25 protein-coding genes and 1 tRNA gene are annotated in these 25,168 nt (G+C 67.3%); 13 read left to right on the forward strand and 13 right to left on the reverse strand.

Annotation, left to right across the window (positions count from 1 at the left end; all coding sequences use genetic code 11):
* Window positions 1-26 precede the first annotated feature (26 nt).
* From OXS31_RS11930 to OXS31_RS11950, 5 genes are all read left to right on the forward strand, one after another.
* Complete coding sequence (locus OXS31_RS11930) at window positions 27-1,868, forward strand: amidohydrolase (protein WP_267399137.1); 1,842 nt, start codon at window positions 27-29, stop codon at window positions 1,866-1,868.
* Between the two features lie 11 nt (window positions 1,869-1,879).
* The gene (locus OXS31_RS11935) at window positions 1,880-3,475 is read left to right on the forward strand and encodes an MFS transporter (RefSeq protein WP_044342893.1); all 1,596 of its coding nucleotides are present in this window, start codon (window positions 1,880-1,882) and stop codon (window positions 3,473-3,475) included.
* A 44-nt stretch (window positions 3,476-3,519) separates the two neighbouring features.
* Window positions 3,520-4,143: an isochorismate family cysteine hydrolase YcaC gene (ycaC, locus tag OXS31_RS11940; protein WP_007161541.1), complete on the forward strand. Its 624-nt coding sequence runs from the start codon at window positions 3,520-3,522 to the stop codon at window positions 4,141-4,143.
* A gap of 54 nt (window positions 4,144-4,197) precedes the next feature.
* Window positions 4,198-5,106: a LysR family transcriptional regulator gene (locus OXS31_RS11945; RefSeq protein WP_044342892.1), complete on the forward strand. Its 909-nt coding sequence runs from the start codon at window positions 4,198-4,200 to the stop codon at window positions 5,104-5,106.
* Window positions 5,107-5,210: 104 nt separating this feature from the next.
* Window positions 5,211-5,579, forward strand: a complete 369-nt coding sequence (locus tag OXS31_RS11950; RefSeq protein WP_144961938.1) for a hypothetical protein — start codon at window positions 5,211-5,213, stop codon at window positions 5,577-5,579.
* A gap of 578 nt (window positions 5,580-6,157) precedes the next feature.
* Here OXS31_RS11950 and OXS31_RS11955 read toward each other — a convergent pair.
* Entirely contained in the window at window positions 6,158-6,508 is a 351-nt protein-coding gene (locus OXS31_RS11955) for a VOC family protein (protein ID WP_267399138.1), read from the reverse strand.
* 95 nt (window positions 6,509-6,603) lie between these two features.
* Window positions 6,604-7,479, reverse strand: coding sequence for a LysR substrate-binding domain-containing protein (locus tag OXS31_RS11960; protein WP_044343177.1), 876 nt, complete (start codon window positions 7,477-7,479; stop codon window positions 6,604-6,606).
* Window positions 7,480-7,581: 102 nt separating this feature from the next.
* Between OXS31_RS11960 and OXS31_RS11965 the strand changes: the two genes are divergently transcribed.
* Both OXS31_RS11965 and OXS31_RS11970 read left to right on the forward strand, forming a co-directional pair.
* Window positions 7,582-8,769 carry an MFS transporter gene (locus OXS31_RS11965; RefSeq protein WP_267399139.1) on the forward strand — a complete coding sequence of 396 codons (1,188 nt, stop codon included), beginning with the start codon at window positions 7,582-7,584 and terminating at the stop codon, window positions 8,767-8,769.
* A gap of 106 nt (window positions 8,770-8,875) precedes the next feature.
* Complete coding sequence (locus OXS31_RS11970) at window positions 8,876-9,313, forward strand: hypothetical protein (RefSeq protein WP_267399140.1); 438 nt, start codon at window positions 8,876-8,878, stop codon at window positions 9,311-9,313.
* Here the strand turns inward: OXS31_RS11970 and OXS31_RS11975 are convergent.
* The 9 genes from OXS31_RS11975 to OXS31_RS12015 all read right to left on the reverse strand — a co-directional run bounded on the left by OXS31_RS11975 (window position 9,286) and on the right by OXS31_RS12015 (window position 17,157).
* The gene (locus OXS31_RS11975; RefSeq protein ID WP_044343174.1) at window positions 9,286-10,197 is read right to left on the reverse strand and encodes a LysR family transcriptional regulator; all 912 of its coding nucleotides are present in this window, start codon (window positions 10,195-10,197) and stop codon (window positions 9,286-9,288) included. The genes OXS31_RS11970 and OXS31_RS11975 overlap by 28 nt on opposite strands.
* A 171-nt stretch (window positions 10,198-10,368) precedes the next feature.
* A complete protein-coding gene (gene ychF, locus OXS31_RS11980) occupies window positions 10,369-11,469 on the reverse strand; it encodes a redox-regulated ATPase YchF (protein WP_007161550.1) in 1,101 nt (366 codons plus the stop codon).
* A 42-nt stretch (window positions 11,470-11,511) separates the two neighbouring features.
* The gene (gene pth / locus OXS31_RS11985; protein WP_267399141.1) at window positions 11,512-12,096 is read right to left on the reverse strand and encodes an aminoacyl-tRNA hydrolase; all 585 of its coding nucleotides are present in this window, start codon (window positions 12,094-12,096) and stop codon (window positions 11,512-11,514) included.
* Window positions 12,097-12,130: 34 nt separating this feature from the next.
* Window positions 12,131-12,754, reverse strand: a complete 624-nt coding sequence (locus OXS31_RS11990) for a 50S ribosomal protein L25/general stress protein Ctc (protein ID WP_027602867.1) — start codon at window positions 12,752-12,754, stop codon at window positions 12,131-12,133.
* Window positions 12,755-12,875: 121 nt separating this feature from the next.
* The gene (locus tag OXS31_RS11995; protein WP_007161553.1) at window positions 12,876-13,817 is read right to left on the reverse strand and encodes a ribose-phosphate pyrophosphokinase; all 942 of its coding nucleotides are present in this window, start codon (window positions 13,815-13,817) and stop codon (window positions 12,876-12,878) included.
* A 41-nt stretch (window positions 13,818-13,858) separates the two neighbouring features.
* Window positions 13,859-13,933, reverse strand: a tRNA-Gln gene (locus OXS31_RS12000).
* Window positions 13,934-13,958: 25 nt separating this feature from the next.
* On the reverse strand, window positions 13,959-14,819 hold the full coding sequence (gene ispE / locus OXS31_RS12005; protein WP_267399145.1) for a 4-(cytidine 5'-diphospho)-2-C-methyl-D-erythritol kinase: 861 nt from the start codon (window positions 14,817-14,819) through the stop codon (window positions 13,959-13,961).
* On the reverse strand, window positions 14,816-15,436 hold the full coding sequence (gene lolB, locus OXS31_RS12010; protein ID WP_058792729.1) for a lipoprotein insertase outer membrane protein LolB: 621 nt from the start codon (window positions 15,434-15,436) through the stop codon (window positions 14,816-14,818). The genes ispE and lolB overlap by 4 nt, the downstream gene beginning before the upstream one ends.
* Window positions 15,433-17,157, reverse strand: coding sequence for a tetratricopeptide repeat protein (locus tag OXS31_RS12015; RefSeq protein WP_027602869.1), 1,725 nt, complete (start codon window positions 17,155-17,157; stop codon window positions 15,433-15,435). The genes lolB and OXS31_RS12015 overlap by 4 nt, the downstream gene beginning before the upstream one ends.
* 245 nt (window positions 17,158-17,402) lie before the next feature.
* On the opposite strand from OXS31_RS12015, the gene hemA reads away from it, so the two are divergent.
* From hemA to OXS31_RS12045, 6 genes are all read left to right on the forward strand, one after another.
* Window positions 17,403-18,671 (forward strand): glutamyl-tRNA reductase, encoded by a 1,269-nt coding sequence (hemA, locus tag OXS31_RS12020; RefSeq protein ID WP_007161557.1) that lies wholly within the window; start codon window positions 17,403-17,405, stop codon window positions 18,669-18,671.
* On the forward strand, window positions 18,668-19,750 hold the full coding sequence (gene prfA / locus OXS31_RS12025) for a peptide chain release factor 1 (protein WP_007161558.1): 1,083 nt from the start codon (window positions 18,668-18,670) through the stop codon (window positions 19,748-19,750). The genes hemA and prfA overlap by 4 nt, the downstream gene beginning before the upstream one ends.
* Window positions 19,751-19,753: 3 nt before the next feature.
* Window positions 19,754-20,584, forward strand: coding sequence for a peptide chain release factor N(5)-glutamine methyltransferase (gene prmC / locus OXS31_RS12030; RefSeq protein ID WP_027602870.1), 831 nt, complete (start codon window positions 19,754-19,756; stop codon window positions 20,582-20,584).
* Window positions 20,578-21,333, forward strand: a complete 756-nt coding sequence (locus OXS31_RS12035; protein ID WP_042136577.1) for a molybdopterin-synthase adenylyltransferase MoeB — start codon at window positions 20,578-20,580, stop codon at window positions 21,331-21,333. Before prmC ends, OXS31_RS12035 begins: the two co-directional genes overlap by 7 nt.
* The gene (gene murI, locus OXS31_RS12040) at window positions 21,326-22,117 is read left to right on the forward strand and encodes a glutamate racemase (RefSeq protein ID WP_169854723.1); all 792 of its coding nucleotides are present in this window, start codon (window positions 21,326-21,328) and stop codon (window positions 22,115-22,117) included. Before OXS31_RS12035 ends, murI begins: the two co-directional genes overlap by 8 nt.
* A 152-nt stretch (window positions 22,118-22,269) precedes the next feature.
* Entirely contained in the window at window positions 22,270-22,794 is a 525-nt protein-coding gene (locus OXS31_RS12045) for an acyloxyacyl hydrolase (RefSeq protein ID WP_027598954.1), read from the forward strand.
* Window positions 22,795-22,822: 28 nt separating this feature from the next.
* On the opposite strand, the gene OXS31_RS12050 is transcribed toward OXS31_RS12045, so the two are convergent.
* Together OXS31_RS12050 and OXS31_RS12055 are read right to left on the reverse strand one after the other, a co-directional pair.
* Entirely contained in the window at window positions 22,823-24,244 is a 1,422-nt protein-coding gene (locus tag OXS31_RS12050; protein ID WP_077173139.1) for a deoxyribodipyrimidine photo-lyase, read from the reverse strand.
* Entirely contained in the window at window positions 24,241-25,164 is a 924-nt protein-coding gene (locus OXS31_RS12055; protein WP_267399163.1) for a MerR family transcriptional regulator, read from the reverse strand. The genes OXS31_RS12050 and OXS31_RS12055 overlap by 4 nt, the downstream gene beginning before the upstream one ends.
* Window positions 25,165-25,168: the final 4 nt, after the last annotated feature.

Raw genomic sequence — 25,168 nt, forward strand, 5'->3', positions numbered from 1 at the left:
CTTCTGACCCTGGTCCCGGAGGCCACATGCAATACGCCGATCTGATCCTGCACAACGGCAAGCTCCACACCGTCGATCCCGAGCGCCCCGAAGCGACCGCGGTCGCCATCAGGGACGGCGTCTTTATCGCCGTGGGCAGCGACAGCGACGTCATGGCCTATCGCGGCCCGGCCACCCAGGTGGTCGACCTGCGCGGGCGCCGCGCCATCCCCGGCCTCAATGATTCCCACCTGCACCTGATCCGTGGCGGCCTCAACTACAACCTGGAGCTGCGCTGGGAGGGCGTGCCCTCGCTGGCGGATGCCCTGCGCATGCTCAAGGACCAGGCCGAGCGCACCCCGGCGCCCCAGTGGGTGCGGGTGGTGGGCGGCTGGAACGAATTCCAGTTCGCCGAGCGCCGCCTGCCGACCCTGGACGAACTCAACCAGGCGGCGCCGGACACCCCGGTGTTCATTCTCCACCTCTACGACCGGGCGCTGCTCAATCGCGCCGCCCTGCGGGTCGTGGGCTACACCAGGGACACGCCCAATCCGCCAGGCGGCGAGATCCAGCGTGATGCCCGCGGCGAGCCCACCGGCATGCTCATCGCCCGGCCCAACGCCATGATCCTCTACGCCACCCTGGCCAAGGGACCCAAGCTGCCGCTGGAATACCAGGTCAATTCCACCCGCCAGTTCATGCGCGAACTCAATCGCCTGGGGCTGACCAGCGCCATCGACGCCGGCGGCGGCTTCCAGAACTACCCGGACGACTATCAGGTGATCCAGGAACTGGCCGACGCCGACCAGCTCACCGTGCGCATCGCCTACAACCTCTTCACCCAGCGACCCAAGGAAGAGCTGATCGACTTCAAGAACTGGACCAGTAGCGTCACCCTGCACCAGGGCACCGACTTCCTCCGCCACAACGGCGCTGGCGAGATGCTGGCCTTCTCGGCGGCCGACTTCGAGGACTTCCTCGAACCGCGCCCGGACCTGCCGCCCACCATGGAAGCCGATCTGGAACCCGTGGTGCGCCACCTGGTGGAGCAGCGCTGGCCGTTCCGCCTGCACGCCACCTACGACGAATCCATCTCGCGGATGCTCGACGTCTTCGAGAGGGTCAACCGCGACGTGCCCTTCAATGGCCTGCCCTGGTTCTTCGACCACGCCGAGACCATCAGCCCGCACAACATCGAGCGGGTCAAGGCGCTCGGCGGCGGCATCGCCATCCAGGACCGCATGGCCTTCCAGGGCGAATACTTCGTCGACCGCTATGGCGCCCAGGCGGCCGAGCAGACCCCGCCGATCCAGCGGATGCTGGCCGAAGGCGTGCCGGTGGGTGCGGGTACCGACGCCACCCGCGTCTCCAGCTACAACCCCTGGACCTCGCTGTACTGGCTGGTGAGTGGCCGTACCGTCGGCGGCCTCGCGCTCTATCAGGAAGGCCTGCCACGGGCCACTGCCCTGCAACTCTTCACCCAGGGCAGTGCCTGGTTCTCCTCGGAGCAGGGCAAGAAGGGCCAGCTGCGGGTGGGCCAGCTGGCCGACGTGGCGGTGCTCTCGGCAGACTTCTTCACGGTCGAGGAAGAGGCCATCAAGCACCTGGAGTCGGTGCTCACCGTGGTTGGTGGCCGCATCGTCCATGGCGCCGAGGAATTCGATCGCCTGGGGCCGGCGCCCCTGCCGGTCACCCCGGACTGGTCGCCGGTGGTCAAGGTGCCCGGTCACTGGAAACCTGGTGCGCCCTTGCAAGCCGCCGTGCACCAGTGCGCCGGTGCCTGTGCCGTGCATGGCCACGGCCATGAGCGGGCGCGCCAGAGCCGGGTGCCGGTGAGCGACTTCAGTGGCTTCTGGGGCGCCTTCGGCTGCTCCTGCTTCAGCTTCTGAGGAGCGCCGCCATGACCGCCGCCGCCGTGACTCCCAACGTCGCCTCGCCCTGGCAGCCGCTGCGCCAGCGCACCTTTCGCTGGCTGTGGCTGGCCAGCATCGCCTCCAACATCGGTACCTGGATGCACGAGGTGGGCGCCGGCTGGCTGATGACCTCGCTGTCCGCCAGCCCTCTGGCGGTGGCCCTGGTGCAGGTGGCGGGGGCGTTGCCGATGTTCCTGCTGGCGCTGCCGGCCGGCGCCCTGGCCGACATCGTCGACCGGCGCCGCTATCTGCTCGGCGTGCAGCTGTGGATGGCCGCGGTGGCCCTGGCCCTGGCCGGCCTGACCCTGGCCGGCTGGATGACCGTACCGCTGCTGCTGGGCCTGACCCTGGCCATGGGCGTGGGCACCGCGCTGATGCTGCCGGCCTGGTCGGCGCTGACCCCCGAGCTGGTCGACAAGAGCGAGTTGCCGGCGGCCATCGCCCTGTCCAGCCTGGGCATGAACGTGGCCCGCGCCCTCGGCCCGGCCCTGGCCGGGGTGCTGGTCAGCCTGGCCGGTCCCTGGCTGACCTTCGCCCTCAATGCCGTTTCCTTTTTTGCCGTGATCGTCGCGCTCCTGACCTGGCGACGCCAACCTGCAGCCGCCGTGCTGCCCGCGGAGCGCCTGCTGGGCGCCGTCCGGGTCGGCTTCCGCTATGCCCGCAGCTCGCTCCAGCTGCAGGTGGTGCTGGCCCGGACCGCCGCGTTTTTCCTTGGCGCCAGCGCCGGCATGGCCCTGCTGCCCCTGCTGGTACGCCAAGCCCTGCAGGGCACCGCCCTGGATTTCGGCATCCTGCTCGGCTGTGTCGGCCTGGGCGCCATCGGCGGCGCCATGCTCCTGCCGCGCCTGCGTGAAAGACTCTCCAGCGACCTGCTGGTGGCCGGCGCCAGTGCCCTCTATGCGCTGGTCCTGCTCGGCCTGGCCTGGATCCGCGACTTCGCCTGGCTGTTGCCGGTGATGCTGGCCAGCGGCCTGGCCTGGATCGCCGTGCTCTCCAGCCTGCAGGTGGCCGCCCAGACCGCCGTACCCGCCTGGGTGCGCGCCCGCGCCCTGGCCGTCTATATCCTGGTGTTCTTTGGCACCAGCGCCCTGGGCGGCTTCCTCTGGGGCGCCCTGGCCAGTCATTTCTCCCTGAGCGTGGCGCTGAGCGCGGCGGCCGGGGTACTGCTGGCCGGCATCGGGCTGACCTGGCGCCTGCGCCTGCCGGTCACCCCGGCGGCGGACATCGCGCCTTCGCTGCACTGGCCGGCGCCCATCCTCGACGACTCTCTGGACCGCGAGCGCGGCCCGGTGATGGTCACCCTGGAATACGACATCGCCCCCGAGCACGGCCCGGCCTTTCGCCAGGCCATGCAGGCGGTGGGCGCCATGCGCCGGCGCAACGGCGCCTTCTCCTGGGCGCTGCTGCAGGACAGCGCCGAACCGCGCCGCTGGCAGGAATTCTTCTGCGACGAATCCTGGCTGGAGCACCTGCGCCACCACCACCGCGTCACCCAGGGCGAACAGCGCCTGGAAGCGGCGGCGCGGCAATACCAGACCCCCGGCGTACCCATCGCCATCCGCCATCTCCTGGGCGGCGCCTAGCGCAGCCCGTTACCTCATCAACCACCACCCCCGAGGACTCCACCATGAGCAAGCCCTACAACCGTCTCGACAAGAACGATGCCGTCGTCCTGCTGATCGACCACCAGGCCGGTCTGATCTCCCTGGTGCAGGATTTCACCCCCAGCGACTTCAAGAACAACGTCCTGGCCCTGGCCAACAGCGCCAAGTTCTTTGGTCTGCCCACCATCCTCACCACCAGTTTCGAGCAGGGCCCCAACGGACCGCTGGTGCCCGAGCTGATCGAGCTGTTCCCCGAGGCGCCGTACATCGCCCGTCCCGGCCAGATCAATGCCTGGGACAACCAGGACTTCGTCGCCGCCATCAAGGCCACCGGCCGCAAGCAGCTGATCATCGCCGGCGTGGTGACCGACGTCTGCGTGGCCTTCCCGGCGCTGGCCGCCATCGCCGAAGGCTTCGACGTCTTCGTGGTGACCGATGCCTCCGGCACCTTCGACAAGACCGTGCAGCAGGCCGCCTGGGCACGAATGAGCGCCGCCGGCGTGCAGCTGATGAACTGGTTCAGCGTGGCCTGCGAACTGCACCGCGACTGGCGCAACGACATCGAGGGCCTGGGCGCCCTGCTGTCCAACCACATCCCCAACTACCGCAACCTGATGACCAGCTACGCCAAGCTGGCCGCCAAGTAAGGTAAACGACGGCCAGGCGCCCCTTCCGGCGCCTGGCCTTCGCGGAGGGATGCCGTGAACCGCAACGACCTGCGCCGCATCGACCTGCACCTGCTGGTGGTGTTCGAAAGCCTGATGCACGAGCGCAACCTCACCCGCACCGCGGAAAAGCTCTTTCTTGGCCAGCCGGCCATCAGCGCCGCCCTGGTGCGCCTGCGACAGTTCTTCGACGATCCCCTGCTGGTGCGCAGCGGTCGCGCCATGGAGCCCACGCCGCGCGCCCTGGCCATTCTCGAACGGTTGCGTCCGGCCCTGGACGGCCTGTCCAATGCCTTGAGCGAGGTCGACGACTTCGACCCCGGCGCAAGTCGCGCGGTGTTTCGCCTGGGCATGTCCGACGACGTCGAATGCGGCCTGCTGCCGCCGCTGCTGGCCCATCTGCGCGAGGTGGCGCCGCACTGCGTGCTGGTGGTGCGCAACGCCAACTTCCTGCTCCTGCCCGGGCTGCTGGCCAGTGGCGAGGTGTCCCTGGGCATCAGCTACACCACCCAGCTGCCGGCCAACGCCAAGTGCCGCACCCTGAGGCACATCCGCGCCCTGGTGGTCCGCGCCGACCGCGATCCCGCGCCCCTGACGCTGGACGACTACTGCGCCCGGCCCCATGTGCTGGTGTCCATGTCCGGCGATCTCTGCGGCAACATCGACGACGACCTGGCGCGCCTCGGCCGCAGTCGCAAGGTGGCCCTGGGCGTACCCCACTTCAACGGCCTCGGCGCCCTGTTGGCGGGTAGCGAATTGCTCGCCACGGTGCCCGACTACGCCGCCCGGGCGCTGGCCGCCAGTGGCAGCTTGCGCCTCGAGGAACCGCCGTTTCCCATCGTCCCGGCCAAGCTGTCGCTGGTTTGGCGCGCGGCCCAGGACCAGGATCCGGGCGAGCGCTGGCTGCGCGGCGAGATCATCAGATTCATGGGCGAGAACCCCTAGCGCCGCGGCCATCAGCGTCGTCGATAAGCGCTATCCGCCGGTACGATTTATGGGGGAGGGGGTTGGCTTCTTAGGATGGCTCCATATTGTTTGGAGCCACTCCCATGAGCCTCGCCGCCCTTCGCACTACCCTCCGCCTGCTGGCCTGCGCCGGCTTCCTCGCCCTGCTGGCCGGCTGCGCCAGCTCCCACAACGCCTACCTCAGGGATGGCAGCACGGCCTACTTGGTGCAGTGCAACGGGGTCTTCGGCAGCTGGTCCGGCTGCGCGGGCGAAGCGGCGGCACGCTGCCCCACCGGCAGCTATCAGGTTCTCGCCCGCAACCACCTGGACGGCGCCAGCGAAGCCCAGGCCGAAGCCAGCGTCGCCGGCCAGTCCTACCCGGTGCGCAACCTGCTGGTGCAGTGCCAGGGCGAACAACTGGCCTGGCGGGTGGGCAACTTCGTGCGCCGACTGCCGGTCAGCGAGGGCTGAGGGTAGCTCCACAGGCCGTCGAGCGTTCTGCCGCGGCTGAACACCGGCTCGGTTAGCCCCCTCTCCCTCCGGGAGAGGGTTGGGGTGAGGGCACCCCTGCGCAACGACCTCACCCCTGGAAAAGGCTGCGCCGTTTTCCAGGCTACGTTTCCGATGGAGCTGCACGCCTGCTCGAATAACCCCCTCTCCCTCCGGGAGAGGGTTGGGGTGAGGGCACGCCCCGCGCAACGACGTCACCCCTTTGAAAAGGCTGCGCCGTTTTCCAGGCTACGTTTCCGATGGAGCTGCACGCCTGCTCGAATAACCCCCTCTCCCTCCGGGAGAGGGCTGGGGTGAGGGCACGCCCCGCACGACGACGTCACCCCTTTGAAAAGGCTGCGCCGTTTTCCAGGCTACGGTTCAAATAGAGCTGAACGCCTGCACGGCTAGCCCCCTCTCCCTCTGGGAGAGGGTTGGGGTGAGGGCGCTCCCCGCGCAACAACGTCACCCCTTTGAAAAGGCCGCGCCGTTTTCCAGGCTACGTTTCTGCGCGGGCTTTTAGGCGCGGCCGTACCGGCGGACCACCCGGCGGTCATTCCTCAAACATGCTCCAGGAAATTCAACAGCCTCCCACCAGGATCGCGGACAAAGAAGCGTCTCACGCCCCAGGGCTCCATCACCGGACCGTACTCCGGCACGTAGCCCGCGCCCTCCAATCGACGCAAGACCTCGTCCAGGTCATCGACTTCCAGCGACAACTCCGGCACCGGCGTGCCGGAGCAACCTTCCATCGCGAAGCTGACCTGGGGAGTGGTCTGGCCGGCGCCGACGAAGGTCAGGATCCAACCATGGTCCATCGCCAGCGTCAGCCCCAGCAGCTCACCGTAGAAGACCTTGGCGGCGGCCAATTGCGCGGTGGCGATGTTCGGTACGATGCGCGTGATCTGCATGGCTGAAATCTCCGGCGGTACGGGCCTGACAGCTTAGCAAGGGCCGCTGCCAGGCTGTCACTCGCGTCTCGCGGCGGCCAGCCGATGCGCGACAGCTAATCCGCCAGCGCCTCTTCCAGTACCTTGAGAAATTCCCGGGTCGCCGGCGTCGGCAGGGGCGACCAGATGGCATGGACGTTACGCTGGGGCGCATCGCTGACCGGCACCCGGGCCAGGCCGGCAAAGGTGCTGGCGATACTCTGGGGCACCAGGCCGATCGCCAGGCCGCGGCGGACGAAGCGCTCCAGCAACTGCATGTTGCCCGTCTCGAAACGCACCCGATGGGGCAGGCCCAGGGCGGCGAAGGCTTCGTCGGTCTGCCGCCGCGCGCCGCTGCCCGCGGGCAGGTCCACCAGCGGCAGATCCACCAGCTCGTGCAGCGACAGCCTTTCTCGTCCGGCCAGGCCGTGTGCGGCGGGCAGCACCGCCACCAGTTCCTCGCTGAGCAGCAGGCGGCTGTCCACCGCCGCCAGGGCCACCTGGCGCGACAGCCCGATCAGGGCGAAATCCAGTTGCCGCTCGCGCACCGCCGCCAGCAGCGTCTCGCTCTTGTCCTGGCGCAGGCGGATGTCCACCTGGGGATGACGGGCATGGAAGGTGGCCAGCAACTCGACGATATCCAGGCGCGGCACCGAGGAGATCAGGCCCAGCGTCAGGGTGCCGCGAATGGCGCCGACCGCGGCGGCCACGTCCTGCTGCAAGCGCTCCACCGCCGCCAGCGCCTGGCGCGCATGGACCAGCAAGGCTTCGCCGGCGGGGGTAATGCGCACCTGGCGCGGCAGGCGCTCGAACAGGGTGGCGCCCAGCTCGGCTTCCAGTCGGGCGATCTGGTGACTGAGCGCCGACTGCACCACATGGCAGCGCTCGGCGGCGCGGGTGAAGTGGCGTTCCTCGGCCAGGGCGACGGCGAATTCCAGCTGCTTGAGATTCATGGCGCTATCTTGAAATGAGATCAAGGCCATCTTAACGATTCATTTAACCGATAGCCGCCGTTGTCCGATACTGGCCAGCCTCTTCTCTGCCGGATCCTGCGGATGTCGAACCCCACACCTCCTCTCAGCCGCTGGCTGACCCTGCTCATGGCCGTCGCCACCGGCATCGCCGTGGCCAGCAACTACTACAACCAGCCGCTGCTGCACACCATCGCCCAGCGCTTCGACCTCAGCTACACCCAGGCCGGCAGCATCGTCACCACCGCCCAGCTCAGCTACGCCGCCGGACTCCTGCTGCTGGTGCCCCTGGGCGACCTGCTGGAACGCCGGCGACTGATCGTCACCATGAGCGTGATCGCCGCCGCCGGCCTGGCCCTGAGCGCCACCGCCACCAGTCTGACCTGGCTGCTGCTGGGCACCGCCATGACCGGGCTCTTCTCGGTGGTGGCCCAGGTACTGGTGCCCTTCGCCGCGACCCTGGCCGCGCCGGAGCAGCGGGGCAGGGCAATAGGCACGGTGATGAGCGGCCTCATCCTCGGCATCCTGCTGGCCCGCACCGTGGCCGGGGCGCTCTCGTCCCTGGGCGACTGGCGCACCGTCTATGCCGTGGCGGCCGGTCTGATGCTGGCCACCGCCCTGGCCCTGCGCCTGGCGCTGCCGCGCTATCAGCAGTCGGCGGGCCTGAGCTATCCGCGGCTGCTGGGTTCGGTGTTCGAGCTCTTGCGCGACGAGCCCCTGCACCGGCTGCGCACCCTGCTGGGGTGCCTGGGCTTCGCCGTCTTCGCGGTGTTCTGGACGCCGCTGGCCTTTCTGCTCGCCGCCGAACCCTATGGCTTCAGCGACGGCACCATCGGCCTGTTCGGTCTCGCCGGCGCCGTGGGCGCCCTGGCCGCCAACCTGGCCGGACGCATGGCCGACCAGGGCAAGGGCAGTCTCGCCACCAGCATCGGCCTGGCCTCCCTGACCCTGGCCTGGCTACCCCTGGCCTTCGCCCAGCAGTCGCTGGCGGCGCTGCTGGTCGGCATCCTGGTGCTGGATCTCGCCGTGCAGCTCAGCCACGTGAGCAACCAGAACGTGGTCTATCGGCTGCGCCCGGAAGCGCGCAGCCGCCTCAACGCCGGTTACATGACCGGCTACTTCCTCGGCGGCTCCCTGGGTTCGTTGCTGTCGGCGCGACTCTACGAACACTTCGGCTGGACCGGCGTGAGTCTGGCCGGGTGCCTGCTGGCGGCCACGGCGCTGGCGGTCTGGGGCCTGTTCCTCATGCGGCAGCGTCAGGCGCGGGCCTGAACGCCATCATCAGCGCGGTCGATGATCGCTATCCCGAGGGACGATTTCTAGGCGCGGGGTGGGCTGGCGACAATGAGTCCACACCCACCCGACACAGGTACTCGCCATGAAAGCCCTCACCGCCCTCTTCGCCGCCACCCTGCTCACCGCCGCCATCGCCCAATCCGCCCAGGCCGAGGAAAGCGCCCTGCGCCCCCTGGGTTCGCTGATCGAAAAGCACCAGCAGCAGGATCGTACTCTGGCCGAAAACGGTGCCGATCGCAGTCTGCAGCCGTCGATCCAACGTCAGCAACAGCGTCTCGACCCGCGCCGTGCCCTGGCCGAAAACGGTGCCGATCGCAGCCTGCAACCCTCGATCCAGCGCCAGCAACAGCGTCTCGACCCGCGCCGTGCCCTGGCCGAGAACGGTGCCGAGCGCAGTCTGCAACCCTCGATCCAGCGCCAGCAACAGCGCCTGGACGGCCAACGCCTGGCCGCCGACGGCGCCGAGCGGACCCTGCAGCAGTGGCCCCAGCGTCAACCGGCCCGCGGCGCCGTGGCGTGAGTCGGCTGAACCGTCAGCCGGTCGCGCAGATAGTCCGAGAACAGCTGGACGATGCGCGCCGACTGACGATGCTGGGGATAGACCGCATAGACCGCCGCGCTGGGCAGGGCGAAGTCTTCCAGCACCTGCACCAGCGCCCCTGAGGCCAGCGCCGCGCCGATGATGAAGGTCGGCAGCACCGCGATGCCCTGACCGGCGATGGCCGCATCCCGCACCACCTCTCCGTTGTTGGCCCGGAGCTGACCCTGCATGGGCAGCACCAGCGGTTTGCCCCCACGCTGGAAGCGCCATTCCACCTGGCGACCATGGCCATAGAGCAGACAGCTGTGCTCGGCCAGATCCTCCGGCTGCAGCAGCGGCGGCGCCTTCCGTAGATAATCCGGACTGGCACAGGTCACCAGTTGCATCTCGGTCAGCCGCTTGGCGATCAGACTGGAGTCGGCCAGGGTGCCGATACGGATCGACATGTCATAGCCCTCCGCCAGCAGATCCACCGCCCGGTCATTGAGATCCAGCTCCAGGCGGATCTGCGGATAGGCCGAGAGAAAATCCGGCAGCAGGGGACTCAGGTGCAGGGTGCCAAAGGTCATGGGCGCACTCACGCGCAGCACCCCCTGGGGCACCGTCCGCCGGCTGGAGAGCAATTCCTCGGTGTCGTTGACGTCTTCGAGGATCTTGACCGCCCGCTCATAGAGCAGCATCCCCAGTTCGGTCGCCTGCAGGCGTCGCGTGGTGCGATTGAGCAGCCGCACCCCCAGGCTTTCCTCCAGTGCCATGGTCCGCCGGCTGACGAATTGCTTGGACAGCCCCAGCTTGTCGGCGGCGGCGGTGAAGCTGCCCTCGTTCAGGGTGGTGACGAACAGGCGCAGGTCTTCGAAATTCATGGCGGCATCCAGGCGGCGGAAAGAGCCCAAGCGGGCGGTCGAGCGACGGTCATTGTGCCAAATCGACGTCCCGCGAGCCGTGCCTTTGCGCGGCGACAGCCAATCGCCGCGCAAAAGAAAACCCCCTCGCCACCTTGCGGTGAGGAGGGGGTTCTTGGTGTTCGCCGTGACTCAGACGTTGAAGCGGAAGTGCATGACATCACCGTCCTTGACGATGTAGTCCTTGCCTTCCAGGCGCCACTTGCCGGCTTCCTTGGCGCCGTTCTCGCCCTTGAAGGCGATGAAGTCGTCATAGGCCACCACTTCGGCGCGGATGAAGCCCTTTTCGAAGTCGGTGTGGATGGCGGCGGCCGACTGGGGCGCGGTGGCGCCGACGCGGACGGTCCAGGCGCGGACTTCCTTCACCCCGGCGGTGAAGTAGGTCTGCAGGTTGAGCAGTTCGTAGCCGGCGCGGATCACCCGGTTCAGGCCCGGCTCTTCCATGCCCATGGATTCGAGGAACATCTGCTTTTCCTCGTCGTCGTCCAGTTCGGCGATTTCCGCCTCGATCTTGTTGCACACCGGCACCACCACGGCGCCTTCTTCTTCGGCGATGGCACGGACCACGTCCAGGTGCGGGTTGTTCTCGAAGCCGTCTTCGGCGACGTTGGCGATGTACATCACCGGCTTGCTGGTCAGCAGGTGGAAGCTGCGCACCAGGCGCTTCTGCTCCTCGTCCAGGCCCTTCATCAGGCTGCGGGCGGGCTTGCCGGCCTCGAAGTGGGGAATCAGCTGTTCCAGCAGGGCCTTTTGCGCCAGGGCTTCCTTGTCACCGCCCTTGGCGTTGCGGGTCACGCGCTGCAGCTGCTTTTCGCAGCTGTCGAGGTCGGCGAAGATCAGCTCCAGGTCGATCACCTCGATGTCCCGCTTGGGGTCCACCGAGTTGGCCACGTGGATGACGTTCTCGTCTTCGAAGCAGCGCACCACGTGGGCGATGGCATCGGTCTCGCGGATGTTGGCGAGAAACTTGTTGCCCAGGCCTTCACCCTTGGAGGCACCCGCCACCAGGCCGGCGATGTCGACGAACTCCATGGTGGTGGGGATCACCCGCTCGGGTTTGACGATCTCCGCCAGGGCGTTCAGTCGCGCATCGGGCATGGGCACGATGCCGCTGTTGGGCTCGATGGTGCAGAAGGGGAAGTTTTCCGCCGCGATACCGGATTGGGTCAGGGCATTGAACAGGGTGGACTTGCCGACGTTGGGCAGGCCGACGATGCCGCAATTGAATCCCATGGTGTGTGTCCTCGCGGAAGAAAAGGAAGAGGGTAGGGTAGGTCAGGCCTTGCGGCTGTGCAGGCGTTGCATGGCGCGGGTCAGGTCGCCGTCCAGCAGCGCCGTTACCACCTCCAGGGCGGCCTCGATGCTGGTGTCGAGCAGGTCCTGCTCGCTGCGCGGTGCGCGGCCCAGCACGAAGTTGGAAACCAGGCTGGCATGGCCCGGATGGCCGATGCCCAGGCGCAGGCGCTGGAAGCCGTTCTGATTGCCGAGCTGGGCGATGATGTCGCGCAGCCCGTTGTGCCCACCGTGGCCGCCGCCGGTCTTGAGGCGTGCGGTGCCGGGTGGCAGGTCGAGTTCGTCATGGGCCACCAGGATGGCCGCCGGCGGGATGCGGAAAAAGCCGGCGAGCGCCGCCACGGCCTGGCCGCTGCGGTTCATGTAGGTGGTGGGGATGAGCAGACGAACATCGTTGCCCGCGTGGCGAAAACGCCCCACGAGGCCGTGATACTTGCGGTCGACAGCCAGGCTCGCGCCCTGGGCGGCTGCCAGCCGCTCAACGAAAAGGGCCCCTGCATTGTGCCGGGTCTGGTCGTATTCGGGGCCCGGATTACCCAGGCCGACGATCAGTTGGACGGCAGTCATGTCAGGAGCCCTTCTCTTTCAGGCGTGCGAGAACTTACTCGGCAGCGCCTTCTTCGGCAGCGCCGTCAGCAGCTTCTTCACGGATGCGCGGCATGTGGATGCTGGCAACCGGCAGATCGCTGCCGTGGGCCAGGGACACCAGCTCGACGCCAGCCGGGACGTTCAGGTCGCTCAGGTGAACGATCTGGTCCAGCTCGACCTTGGCCATGTCGACTTCGATGAATTCCGGCAGGTCTTTCGGCAGGCAGGAAACTTCGACTTCGTTGATGGTGTGCAGGATCTCGCCACCTTGCTGCTTCACGCCCACGGAGGTTTCCTGGTTCATGAAGTGCAGGGGGACGTGGGCGGTCAGCTTCTGGCCGGCGATGACGCGCAGGAAGTCAGCGTGCATGACGTAGCCCTTGGAGGGATGACGCTGCAGGGCCTTGACCAGGACGCTTTCGTTGCTGCCACCGACCTTCAGAGTGATGACGCTGGCGAAAGCGGCTTCGCTTTCCAGCATCTTGGCCAGGTCTTTGCCGACCAGGGTGATGGAAGTCGGAGCCTTGTCGCCACCGTAGATCACGGCGGGAACGTTACCGGCATTACGACGCAGGCGGCGGCTCGCACCTTTCCCCAGGTCGGAACGCACTTCGGCATTCAGAGTGAAATCAACCATTGTGAATCTCCAGGATAAGGAATCGGCAGACCGAGACTTGCGACCAGTTCTACGGCCTACCGACTAAAAAGCCCCGGTAGACCGTCACGGCCTTCCGGGGCGCTTCCAGAGCGGCTGTTCCTTAACGGAACATCGCGCTGATGGATTCTTCGTTACTGATCCGGCGTACCGCCTCGGCCACCACCGGCGCGATGTCCAGTTGGCGGATACGGCTGCAGGCCTGGGCCGCGGCGGACAGCGGAATGGTGTTGGTCACCACCAGCTCGTCCAGCACGGAGTTGTCGATGTTCTCGATGGCCCGTCCCGACAGCACCGGGTGGGTGCAGTAGGCCAGGACCTTGGCGGCGCCGTGTTCCTTCAGGGCCTTGGCCGCGTGGCACAGGGTGCCGGCGGTATCGACCATGTCGTCGACCAGCACGCAGGTGCGGTCCTGGATGTCACCGATGATGTGCATCACTTCCGACTGGTTGGCCTTGGGACGACGCTTGTCGATGATCGCCAGGTCCACACCCAGGCTCTTGGCCACGGCACGCGCACGCACCACGCCGCCGATGTCCGGGGAGACGATCATCAGATTTTCGAAACGCTGGTCTTCGATGTCATCCACCAGGGCGGGGGAGCCGTAGATGTTGTCCACGGGAATATCGAAGAAACCCTGGATCTGGTCGGCGTGCAGATCGACGGTGAGCACCCGATTGATGCCCACCACGGTCAGCATGTCGGCCACGACCTTGGCGGTGATGGCGACGCGCGCGGAACGCGGACGGCGATCCTGGCGCGCATAGCCGAAATAGGGGATGACTGCGGTGATACGAGTGGCCGAGGAGCGGCGGAAGGCGTCGGCCATCACCACCAGTTCCATCAGGTTGTCGTTGGTCGGCTCGCAGGTGGGCTGGATGATGAAGACATCCTTGCCCCGAACGTTCTCGTTGATTTCGACGCTGATCTCGCCATCGGAGAATTTTCCGACGGAGACGTCACCGAGAGGGATGTGCAGCTGGCGCACGATGCGCCGTGCCAGATCGGGGTTGGCGTTCCCCGTGAAGACCATCATCTTGGACACGCTGCAGTTCCTGCGGCTTGAGGTGGGTCTTGGAAGGAAAATGGCAGGGGCGGCTGGATTCGAACCAACGCATGGCAGGATCAAAACCTGCTGCCTTACCGCTTGGCGACGCCCCTGTATCTTGCAGAGTACTAGCTGTACTCATTCTCTGGTCAGACTTGCTAGCGCCCGGTGCAACATGGAAGTGTTGCTGCCTTTGGCTACGAAGCCTGGAAGTGATGCTGGTAGCTGGCTTGCTACTGTATCAGCTTCGGTCTTATTTGGAAAGCTTCCAAATATGCAACCTCCAGTGCCGGTTAATCTAGCTGAAACAAATTTGTTTAGCAAGATCAAAGCGTTACGAATTTCTGGGTAACGCCTTTCGACCGTACTCTGGCAGTCGTTTCGACCTGACCACTTGAGAACGGCGCAAACTTTAATGGCGGGAGTGTCCCGTGTCAACAGCGGATCCGAAAAAATTTCTGCTGTACTTACAGAGACTTGCGGCACGGCCACGAGATACCAGGGTTCCGGCGGTGCGACCGGGGTGAGCTTTTCGCCCACGCCCTCGGCGAAGGCGGCCTGGCCGCGGACGAACACCGGTACGTCGGCGCCCAGGCGCAGTCCCAGGGCCGCCAGGTCGTCGAGGCTGGCGCCCAGGCCCCAGAGGTGATTCAGGCCGAGCAGGGTGGTGGCGGCATCCGAACTGCCTCCGCCGATGCCGCCGCCCATGGGCAGCCGCTTGGTCAGCCAGAGACCGGCGCCTTGCCGGGTACCGCTTTCCTGCTGCAGCAACCGGGCGGCGCGCAGGATGAGATTCTGCTCGGGGGCGACGCCCGGCAGGCCGTCGTGCAGCTGCAATTCGCCGTCGTCGCGTCCGGCAAAGCCCAGATCGTCGCCCCAGTCGAGAAACTGAAACAGCGTCTGCAGTTCGTGATAGCCGTCCGCGCGGCGGCCGAGGATGTGCAGGAACAGATTGAGCTTGGCCGGCGCCGGCAGGGTGAAGGCGGGCGCCGGGGTCATTTGCCCAGCTCGCGCGGCTGCCAGGTCTTCACCACCAGGATGACTTCCAGGTCCTTGCCGGTGAGCTTGAGGCGCTCGGGCAGGGTGTAGCCGTTCTGCTCGGTGTAGCGGGTGTATTCCACGGTCCAGCCGTCCTGCACCAGGCGCGCCAGGTGGCTGTCGGCGTCCAGGGTCAGCTGGCTGCGGCTGTCCGGGGCCGGCAGGCCGCGCACCCACCAGAGCAGGTGCGAGACCGGCAGGCGCCAGCCGAGTTGCTGTTCCAGCAGGGCCTCGGGGGAGTCGGCCTGGTAGCTGCCCTGGCCGGAGACGTCGAGGGTGACGGCGCCCGGACGCCCGGTGAGGCGGGTGGCGCCGCGCCCCAGGGGGCCGGCCAGACGGATGTCGTAGTAGTCCTGGCGTTGCAGCCAGAACAGAGTGCCGCTGCCGGAATCGCGCGGCGCGCGGATGCCGACCTTGCCGTCGATCTGCCAACCGTCGAGGGCGGCAATACGTTTTTTATGGGCCTGCCACTGGGCGGCGTTGCCCTGGCCTTCCACGGCCTCCTGGCGAGAGGTGCTGGCGCAACCGGCCAGCAGGGCGAGCAGGAACAGGGTGAAGAGGGTACGCAGGCGGATCATCGGAGGGTTTCGCTTCCAGTCAGGCGTTTGAGGGTACTGCGCAGGATGGCGTCATCGGCGTCGGCGTCGAGGCCCACGCGCCAGACCTTGCGCGCTTCGCTGCGCTTGCCCTGGGCCCAGAGCACCTCGCCCAGGTGGGCCGCCACCTCGGCATCGGGGAAGCGTTCGTAGGCCTGGCGCAGATAGCGTTCGGCGTCGGCCAGCTGGCCCTGGCGATAGCGGATCCAGCCCATGCTGTCGAGGATCGCCGGATCGTCCGGACTCAGCTGGTGTGCCTTGTCGATCAGCTGGCGCGCCTCGGCCAGTCGCGGGGTGCGATCGGCCAGGGTGTAGCCGAGGGCGTTGAGCGCCATGGCGTTGTCGGGGTCGTGGGCGATGATATAGCGCAGATCGGCTTCCAGCTGACCGAGATCACCGCGCTTTTCCGCCAGCATGGAGCGGACATAGAGCAGATTCAGGTCGTTGGGATACTGCTGCAGGGCCTGCTGCACGGTCTGGTCGGCGAGGGCGGTCTGGTCGGCACTGGCCAGGCCTTCGACTTCCAGCAGATAGAGCGGCACGGCGTATTCGCTCTGGCGCTTGCGGGCGTCGGCCAGGCGCTGACGGGCCTCGGCGATGCGCCCACTGCCCAGCAGGATTTCCGCCTGGCGCTGCTGGGCGGCCAGGTAGTCGGTGCCCGGTCCGACCTGGGCGTATTCGGCCAGCGCCTGTTCGGGCTGGTCGAGTTCTTCGTAGCTGCGCCCCAGGTTGAGGTGCGCGGCGTCCACATGGCTGCCGCGCTCGAGCAGTTCCTTGAGATAGATCTGGGCTTCGCGCCAGGCCTGGGCTTCCAGGCAGACCAGCGCCAGGGAGAATCTCAGGTCGTCGTCGTCCGGGAACTGGGTGACCAGCTCGGCGAATTCGCGCTTGGCCTGGTCCAGGCGATCCAGCTCCACCAGCAGCCGGGCATGGGCCAGGCGCAGGCGGCGGTCTTCCGGGTGCTGGCGGATGCCGGCTTCGAGCAGCGGCAGGGCCTCGGCGCTGCGGTCCTGGCTCTGCAGCAGGCGCGCGCGCAGCAGCAGCGGGGCGACTTCGCGCTTGGCCGCCGGATTGCGCTCCAGCAGTTTCAGCGCCTCGTCGGCGCGACCGTCCTGCTGCAAGAGCAACGCCTTGCCAAACAGCAGCTGGCCGTTGCGCGGATACTTGGCCAGCAGTCGATCGAAACTCTTGAGCAGCCCGGCGCGGGTGGTCTCGTCGGTTTCCGCCGCGGACAGGGCGAGGAAATCGAAGTGGGTGTCGCCCTGGCCCTGGAGCACGCGCTCCATATAGGCCATGGATTCGTCGTAGCGCCCGGCGCGGGCCAGCATGATGGCGGCGGCGCGCTGGGCATCCAGGTTGTCGGGGGCGTTGCGCGCCCAGATCTGCGCGGTTTCCAGCGCCGGGGTATCGGCGCCCAGGTATTCGGCGATGCGGAAGGCGCGCTCGGCCACCCCCGGGTCCTGGGTCGACTTGGCCTGCTCGACATAGTTGGTCAGGGCGATGTCGAAACGGTTGCGCTGACCGGCCAGCTCGCCGACCAGCAGGTCATAGAGGGTGTCTTCGCGAAAGGAGCCGGCCGGTTGCGGCGTGCTGGTCTTGGCGGTGGGCGGCGGGATGGCGGCGGCGGGCGTCGGCTGCCGGCCGAGGTTCTGGCAGCCGGCGAGCAGCAGGGCGGTCGTCAGCAGCGCGAGGTATCTGGTCATAGGGTCAGGGCGGCCTTTTTACAGTCGGTCCATCATGCCACAAGAGTCGCCGTGGCCGCGTCGCACATGCGGAGCGGCGGGCCGAGAAGTGCGGTGGTCGAGGCTGTTGACGCCTTTTGCCCGGCAAGATTCATTCGCCCAGGCTATGACGGCGATTGTCCGACGTCTCGTCGCTGCTGGTTGTCGCCACCGCCCGCGCGTAGGACAATGTTCGGCTTTCCCAATCCGTTCGACTGCTTGCGTCCATGGCCTTTCTCGCGCTCGGCATCAATCACAAGACCGCCTCGGTTGAGGTGCGCGAACGCGTGGCTTTCACTCCGGAGCAGACGGTCGAGGCCCTGCGCCAGCTGGAGCAGGCCACCCACAGTCGCGAAGCGGCGATTCTTTCCACCTGCAATCGCAGCGAACTCTACCTGGAACTGGAGCCCAGTCTGGCGGACGCCGTGCTGGCCTGGCTCGCCCAGTACCACCGGGTGCCCCTGGAAGACCTGCGCGCCAGCATCTATCTGCACCAGGACGAAGCCGCGGTACGGCACATGATGCGGGTGGCCGCCGGGCTGGACTCCATGGTGCTGGGCGAGCCGCAGATCCTCGGCCAGCTCAAGTCGGCCTATGCCGTGGCCCGCGAGGCCGGCACCGTGGGGCCGCTGCTGGGCCGCCTGTTCCAGGCCACCTTCAATACCGCCAAGGCGGTGCGCACCGACACGGCGATCGGCGAGAACCCGGTGTCGGTGGCCTTTGCCGCGGTCAGCCTGGCCAAGCAGATCTTCAGCGACCTCAGCCGCAGTCAGGCGTTGCTGATCGGCGCCGGCGAGACCATCACGCTGGTCGCCCGCCATCTGCACGAACAGGGCGTGCGCCGCATCGTCGTCGCCAACCGCACCCTGGAGCGCGCCAGCCACCTGGCCGAGGAATTCGGCGCCCATACCGTGCTCCTGGCCGACATTCCCGACGAACTGGTCAACAGCGACATCGTCATCAGTTCCACTGCCAGCCAGTTGCCCATCCTCGGCAAGGGCGCGGTGGAACGGGCGCTCAAGCAGCGTCGGCACAAGCCCATCTTCATGGTCGACATCGCCGTGCCGCGCGACATCGAGCCGGAGGTGAGCGAGCTGGAAGACGTCTACCTCTATACGGTGGACGACCTGCACGAGGTGGTGGCGGAAAATCTCAAGAGTCGCCAGGGCGCGGCCCAGGCCGCCGAGAAGCTGGTGCTGGCCGGGGTCGACGACTTCATGCAGCGGCTGCGCGAGCGCGCCGCGGTGGACGTGGTCCGCGCCTATCGCCAGCAGGGCGAGCAGATCCGCGACGACGAACTGGCTCGCGCCCAGCGCCAGCTGGCCAATGGCGCCGATCCCCAGGAAGCCCTGGCCGCCCTGGCGCGCAGCCTCACCAACAAGCTGATGCACGCACCGAGCGTGCAGCTCAAGAAACTATCCGCCGAGGGACGCGTCGACGCGCTGACCCTGGCTCAGGAACTCTTCGCCCTCGACGAGGGTTTGGACAAGACATGAAGACCTCTCTGTTGCACAAGCTCGACGGTCTGCAGGACCGCTTCGAGGAGCTGACCGCGCTGTTGGGCGACGCCGAAGTCATCAGCGACCAGACCCAGTTCCGCGCCTATTCCAAGGAATACGCTGAACTCGAGCCGGTCAGCCAGGCGTTCACCGAATACCGCAAGGTGCAGGCCGACCTGGAGGGCGCCCAGGCGCTACTCAAGGACAGCGATCCGGATCTGCGCGAGATGGCCGAGGAAGAGGTCGGCACTGCCAAGGCGCGCCTGCAGGAACTGGAAGACGAGTTGCAGCGCATGATGCTGCCGCGCGATCCCAATGACGGCCGCAACGTCTTCCTGGAAATCCGCGCCGGTACCGGTGGCGACGAGGCGGCGATCTTTGCCGGCGATCTGTTCCGCATGTATTCGCGCTATGCCGAACGCCAGGGCTGGCGACTGGAAGTGCTCTCGGAAAACGAGGGCGAGCACGGCGGCTTCAAGGAGGTCATCGCCCGGGTCGAGGGCGACAACGTCTACGCCAAGCTCAAGTTCGAGTCCGGCGCGCACCGGGTGCAGCGGGTGCCGGAAACCGAATCCCAGGGCCGCATCCATACCTCGGCCTGTACCGTGGCGGTGCTGCCCGAGCCTGACGAGCAGCAGGCCATCGAGATCAATCCGGCCGATCTGCGCGTCGACACCTATCGCTCCTCCGGCGCGGGCGGTCAGCACGTCAACAAGACCGACTCCGCGGTGCGCATCACCCACCTGCCCACCGGCATCGTGGTGGAGTGCCAGGAAGAACGCTCCCAGCACAAGAACCGCGCCAAGGCCATGGCCTGGCTGTCGGCCAAGCTCAACGACCAGCAGGACGCGGCGGCGCACAAGGAAATGTCCGACACCCGCCGGCTGCTGGTGGGGTCGGGTGACCGCTCCGAGCGCATCCGCACCTACAACTTCCCCCAGGGGCGGGTGACCGATCACCGCATCAACCTGACCCTCTATTCCCTCGGCGAGGTGGTCAACGGCGACGTCCAGCAGGTCATCGACCCGCTGCTGCAGGAATACCAGGCCGACCAGCTGGCGGCCCTGGGAGACTGAGCCATGGCCACCATCGGCGCCCTGGTGCGCGAAAGCCAGTTGCCGGATTCGCCCAGCGCCCGCCTCGACGTGGAATTGCTGCTGGCGGCCGCCCTGGACAAGCCACGCAGCTACCTGCGCACCTGGCCGGAAAAGCTGGTGCCGCGCGAGGCCCTGGCACGGTTCCAGGCCGATCTCGAGCGCCGCCGGCAGGGCGAGCCGGTGGCCTATATCCTCGGCCAGCAGGGCTTCTGGTCGCTGGACCTGGAGGTCAGCCCCGACACCCTGATCCCGCGTCCCGACACCGAGGTGCTGGTGGAAACCGCCCTGGCGCTGCCCCTGGCCGACGAGGTGCGGGTGCTGGATCTGGGCACCGGTACCGGCGCCATCGCCCTGGCCCTGGCCCATGAACGACCGCGCTGGCAGGTCAGCGGCGTGGATCGCATCCCGGCCGCAGTGGAGCTGGCGCAACGCAACGCCCAGCGCCTGCGGCTGGGCAACGTCGGCTTCCAGCAGAGTCACTGGTTCGCCGCCCTCGCCGGACAGCGTTTCGAGCTGATCGTCAGCAATCCGCCCTATATCGCCGGCAGCGATCGCCATCTCGACGAAGGCGATGTGCGCTTCGAGCCGCGCAGCGCCCTGGTAGCCGGCACCGATGGACTGGACGATATCCGTGAGCTGATCGCGGCGGCGCCCGCGCACCTGCAGCCGGGTGGCTGGCTGTGGCTGGAACACGGCTTCGAGCAGGCCGCCGCGGTACGCGAACTGCTGGTGCGCCAGGGCTTCATCGAGGTCGAGAGTCGCCAGGACCTGGGTGGTCACGCGCGCATCAGCGGAGGCCGCTGGCCATGCTGAGCGACGGCGAACTGCTGCGCTACAGCCGGCAGATCCTGCTGGCCCAGGTGGATATCGCCGGACAATTGCGACTGAAGGACGCCAGAGTGCTCATCGTCGGCCTCGGCGGTCTGGGGTCGCCGGTGGCGCTCTACCTGGCTGCCGCCGGCGTCGGCGAATTGCACCTGGCCGACTTCGACCAGGTGGACCTGAGCAACCTGCAGCGCCAGGTGCTGCATGACGAGAGCCGCATCGGCCAGGGCAAGGTGGATTCCGCCCTGCAACGCCTGGCGGCGCTCAATCCGGAGGTACGCCTGGTGCCGCTGCGCGAGGCGCTGGACGCCGACAGCCTGGCGGCGCGCATCGCCGCGGTGGACCTGGTGCTGGACTGCTCGGACAACTTCACCACCCGCGCGGCCGTGAACGCCGCCTGCGTCGCCACCGGGCGGCCGCTGGTGAGTGGCGCGGCCATTCGCCTGGAAGGCCAGCTCAGCGTCTTCGATCCGCGTCGCGCCGACAGTCCCTGCTACCACTGCCTCTATGGCGAGGGCAGCGAAGCCGAACTCAGTTGCAGCGAAGCCGGGGTGCTTGGTCCGGTGGTGGGCCTGGTGGGCAGTCTACAGGCACTGGAAGCGCTCAAGTTGCTGGCCGGCTTCGGCGAGCCGCTGGTGGGACGACTGTTGCTGGTGGATGCCGCGGGCAGTCGCTTCCGCGAATTGCGCGTCCGGCGCGATCCGGGGTGCCCGGTGTGCGGCGCCCGCCATGGCTGACGAGGCGCCGGTCGGGGTCTTCGACTCGGGCGTCGGCGGCCTGTCGGTGCTGGCGGAGATCCGCCAGCTGTTGCCAGCGGAAACCCTGCATTACATCGCCGACTGCGGCCATATCCCCTATGGGGAAAAGACCCCCGCCTTCATCCGCGAGCGCTGCCAGCTGATCGCGGCGCGGCTGCACGCCCAGGGTGCCAAGGCCCTGGTGGTGGCCTGCAACACCGCCACCGTGGCGGCGGTGGCCGATCTGCGCGAACGCTATCCCCGCTGGCCCATCGTCGGCATGGAGCCGGCGGTGAAGCCGGCGGCCGCCGCCACCCGCAATGGCCGGGTCGGGGTGCTGGCGACCACGGGCACGCTGCAGAGCGCCAAGTTCGCGGCCTTGCTGGACCGATTCGCCCTGGGCGTCCAGGTCGTGACCCAGCCCTGCCCGGGACTGGTGGAGCAGGTCGAGCGCGGCGATCTGCACGGCCCCGAGACCCGGCGCCTGCTGCAGGGTTTTCTCGAGCCGCTGCTGACGGCAGAGTGCGACACCCTGATCCTGGGGTGCACCCACTACCCCTTCCTGCGCCCCTTGCTGGCCGAACTGGTGCCGCCAGAAATCATCCTGGTGGACACCGGCGCCGCCGTGGCCCGACGCCTGCAGAGTCTGCTGGCGCGGGACGCGCGCCTGGCCCGTGAACCCGCCGGCCCGACGCGGATCTGGACGTCCGGCGAGCCCGCCGACCTGGAGGCGGTACTGCCGCAACTCTGGCCGGCAGGTGCCGAGGTAAAGGCGTTCGTCTGACTTTTCTGCCCGGGTTTTGCTCGCCAAATGCCTGTCCAGCGACTAGCATCCGACCTTGTAGGTAAAAATGTCCCAGCCTGTGAACACCTTCACGACTTAGGGGTCAATGCTGGCGGTTCGTAAAAACTAGAAACATCCATAAGGGCACTCTCATGAACAAATTGCTTTCCCTCGCAGTAGCCGCCGCGCTTTCGCTGGGTGGCGTGGCAGCGGCACAGGCTGTGGAAATCACCGGGGCGGTCGGCGCCACCAGCCAGAGCGGCATGACGTACCGCATCGGTGCCGGCTGGAACTGGGACAAGAGCTGGTGGCAGAGCTCTACCGGCCGCCTGACCGGTTACTGGGATGCGGGCTACACCTACTGGGAAGGTGACAACGGCCATTCTTCCGACCAGCATTCGCTGTCCTTCGCCCCGGTGTTCGTCTACGAATTCGGCCAGGGCCAGGTGAAGCCCTTTGTCGAGGCCGGTATCGGCGTCTCGGTCTTCTCCAGCACCAAGGTCGGCGAACAGGACCTGGGTTCGGCCTTCAACTTCGAAGACCGCATCGGCCTGGGCCTGAAGTTCGGCGACACCCAGCGCGTCGGCATCCGCGCGACCCACTATTCCAACGCCGGCATCAAGCAGCCCAACGATGGCATCGAGTCCTATGCGCTGTTCTACAGCCATACCCTCTGATCCAGGGCTGCTATGAAAAAAGCCGGACCTAGTCCGGCTTTTTCGTTTCCGTCTTGCGCGCCATGCCGCGGTAGGCGGCCAGGGCGCGCTGGCGACTCTCGCCCAGGTCCACCAGCGGCGTCAGGTAGCGGCCCCCGGGGGTGTGCACGGCCTTGCCCTTGAGGTCGGCCAGCTCCGGTATCCAGGTGCGCACATAATCGCCCCGGGCATCGATCTTGAGCGCCTGGGTATGGGGATTGAACACCCGGAAATAGGGCACCGAATCGGTACCGGTGGAGGCGCTCCACTGCCAGCCGCCGTTGTTGGAGGCCAGGTCGCCGTCGATGAGGTGCTGCATGAACCAGCGTTCACCTTCACGCCAGTCGATCAGCAGATTCTTGCAGAGAAACATGGCGGTCAGCATGCGCATGCGGTTGTGCATCCAGCCGGTCTGCAGGAGCTGGCGCATGGCGGCATCGATGATGGGAATCCCGGTGCGCCCCTGCTGCCAGGCGTCGAGGCCTTCGCGGTCGTCGCGCCAGGGCAGGGCGGCCAGGTCCCGGTTGAACGGCTGGTGCCGCGAAACCCAGGGATAGCCCACCAGTACGTGGCGATAGAATTCGCGCCAGAGCAACTCGGTGATCCAGGTGGCCGCCCCCTGCTTGCCACCGCTGAGCAGGCCGTCATTGGCGCGGACCGCCGCCTGCAGGCACTGCCGGGGCGTCAGCACGCCGGCGTTGAGGTAGGCGGACAACTGGCTGGTACCGGGTGTGGAGGGAATGTCCCGCGCCTGGTGATAGTCCTCCAGGTCGTCCTGGATAAAGGCCTGCAGACGCTGCAGGCCGGCCTCTTCACCGGCCGGCCACAGCTGTTGCACCTCGGGCGAGATGGCCGCAAAGCCGGCGACCGAGGTGGGCAGGTCATCCGCCTGGACCAGACTTTTCTTCTGCTTGCCGGGAGCGGGCAGGGGCGTCGGCAGACCGGTTTCCAGGCGTGCCAGGCAGGTCTTCCTGAACTGGCCGAAGACCTTGAAATAGCCGCCGCTCTTGGTCAGCACCGTACCCGGCGCGAACAGCGTCTGGTCCAGATAGCGATGGGCCGTCAGCCCCGCCGCTTCGAAGGCTTCAGCCACGGCGTCGTCGCGCGCGGCTTCGTTGACCCCGTATTCGTCATTGAAGTGCAGGTGTTCGAGGTCCAGTTCCCTGGCCAGCTCAAGCAGTACCTGGGGCGCCTGTTTCCAGCGCTCGGCGCTACGCACCAGCAAGGGGATACCGAGAGAACCGAGCGTCTTGCCCAGTTCGGCGAGATTGCGCAGCCAGAAATCGACCTTGACCGCCGCCTCGTCATGCTCCTGCCACTGGGCAGGACTCAGCAGGAAGACGGCCACCACCGGACCCTGTTCGGCGGCGGCGTGGAGAGCGGGATGATCGAGGGTGCGCAGGTCGGTACGAAACCAGACGAGCTGACTCATGCATGGGGTTCCTGGCGCAGGAGGCCGGCACTCTGCAGGCGATCGAAGGCCTCCCCCGGGCTGCGCGCCGGTGCGGCGTCGGCGGTGAGGGACTCGCCCAGAGCGCCCAGGGTCAGGCAGGGGCGGGCATGGCGGTTGGCGAAGGTCTGCAGCTGGCGGCGCAGCTCGCTGTCGGGTCGACTGTCACGGCAGAGCACCAGCGCGCGGGGCTCCAGCTGCTCGACCAGGCGATCCAGATTGCCCGCGGGGACCGCCCATTCCACGATCTCGACCGGGCACTCGGCGGCGCTGATCACCCAGGCGCAGAGCCACAGGGACACGTTAATCGGCGTGTCGTCAAGATTGAGCAGCACCAAGGGGGCGCCTCTCAAGCTGTGCTGGCTGTGGTAGATCCGCGCGCCCAGCTTGCTGCGCAGCCAGGACTGGAAGAACACCTGTTGCAAGCGGCCATCGTCGGTGGCCTGGCTCAGGCGCTCCAGTTCCCGCAGCAGCGGCCAGAGCAACTGGTCCAGCAGCACCCGCGGGGGATAGAGCGAGGCGGCGCGATTGTAGGCTTCGTCCAGGGCGCGCGAGGCCAGCCGGCCGATGGCGTCCATCATCTCCTGATGGATGCCCTGCCAGGGCGTGTCGCTAGGTACCGCGGCGGGCCGCTGTTCGTCGAGCAGTCCCTTGACTTGGCTGACCGCCACGCCGCGGGCGATCCAGGCGAGGATCTGCTGCACCCGGACCACATGGGCCTCGCTGTACAGCCGATGGCCCTTGGGGGTGCGCTTGGGCACCAGCAAGCCATAGCGCCGCTCCCAGGCCCTCAACGTCACGGCGTTCACGCCGGTGCGCCGGGCGATTTCCCGGATGGGCAGCCAGCCCTCATGGAGAGCGGACTGGTAGTCCTGCTCTTCGGCGTTGGACGACGAAGGCAAGGGA

It is taken from the genome of Pseudomonas sp. GM_Psu_1 (assembly GCF_026544185.1).
Taxonomy (GTDB): Bacteria; Pseudomonadota; Gammaproteobacteria; order Pseudomonadales; family Pseudomonadaceae; genus Chryseomonas; species Chryseomonas oryzihabitans.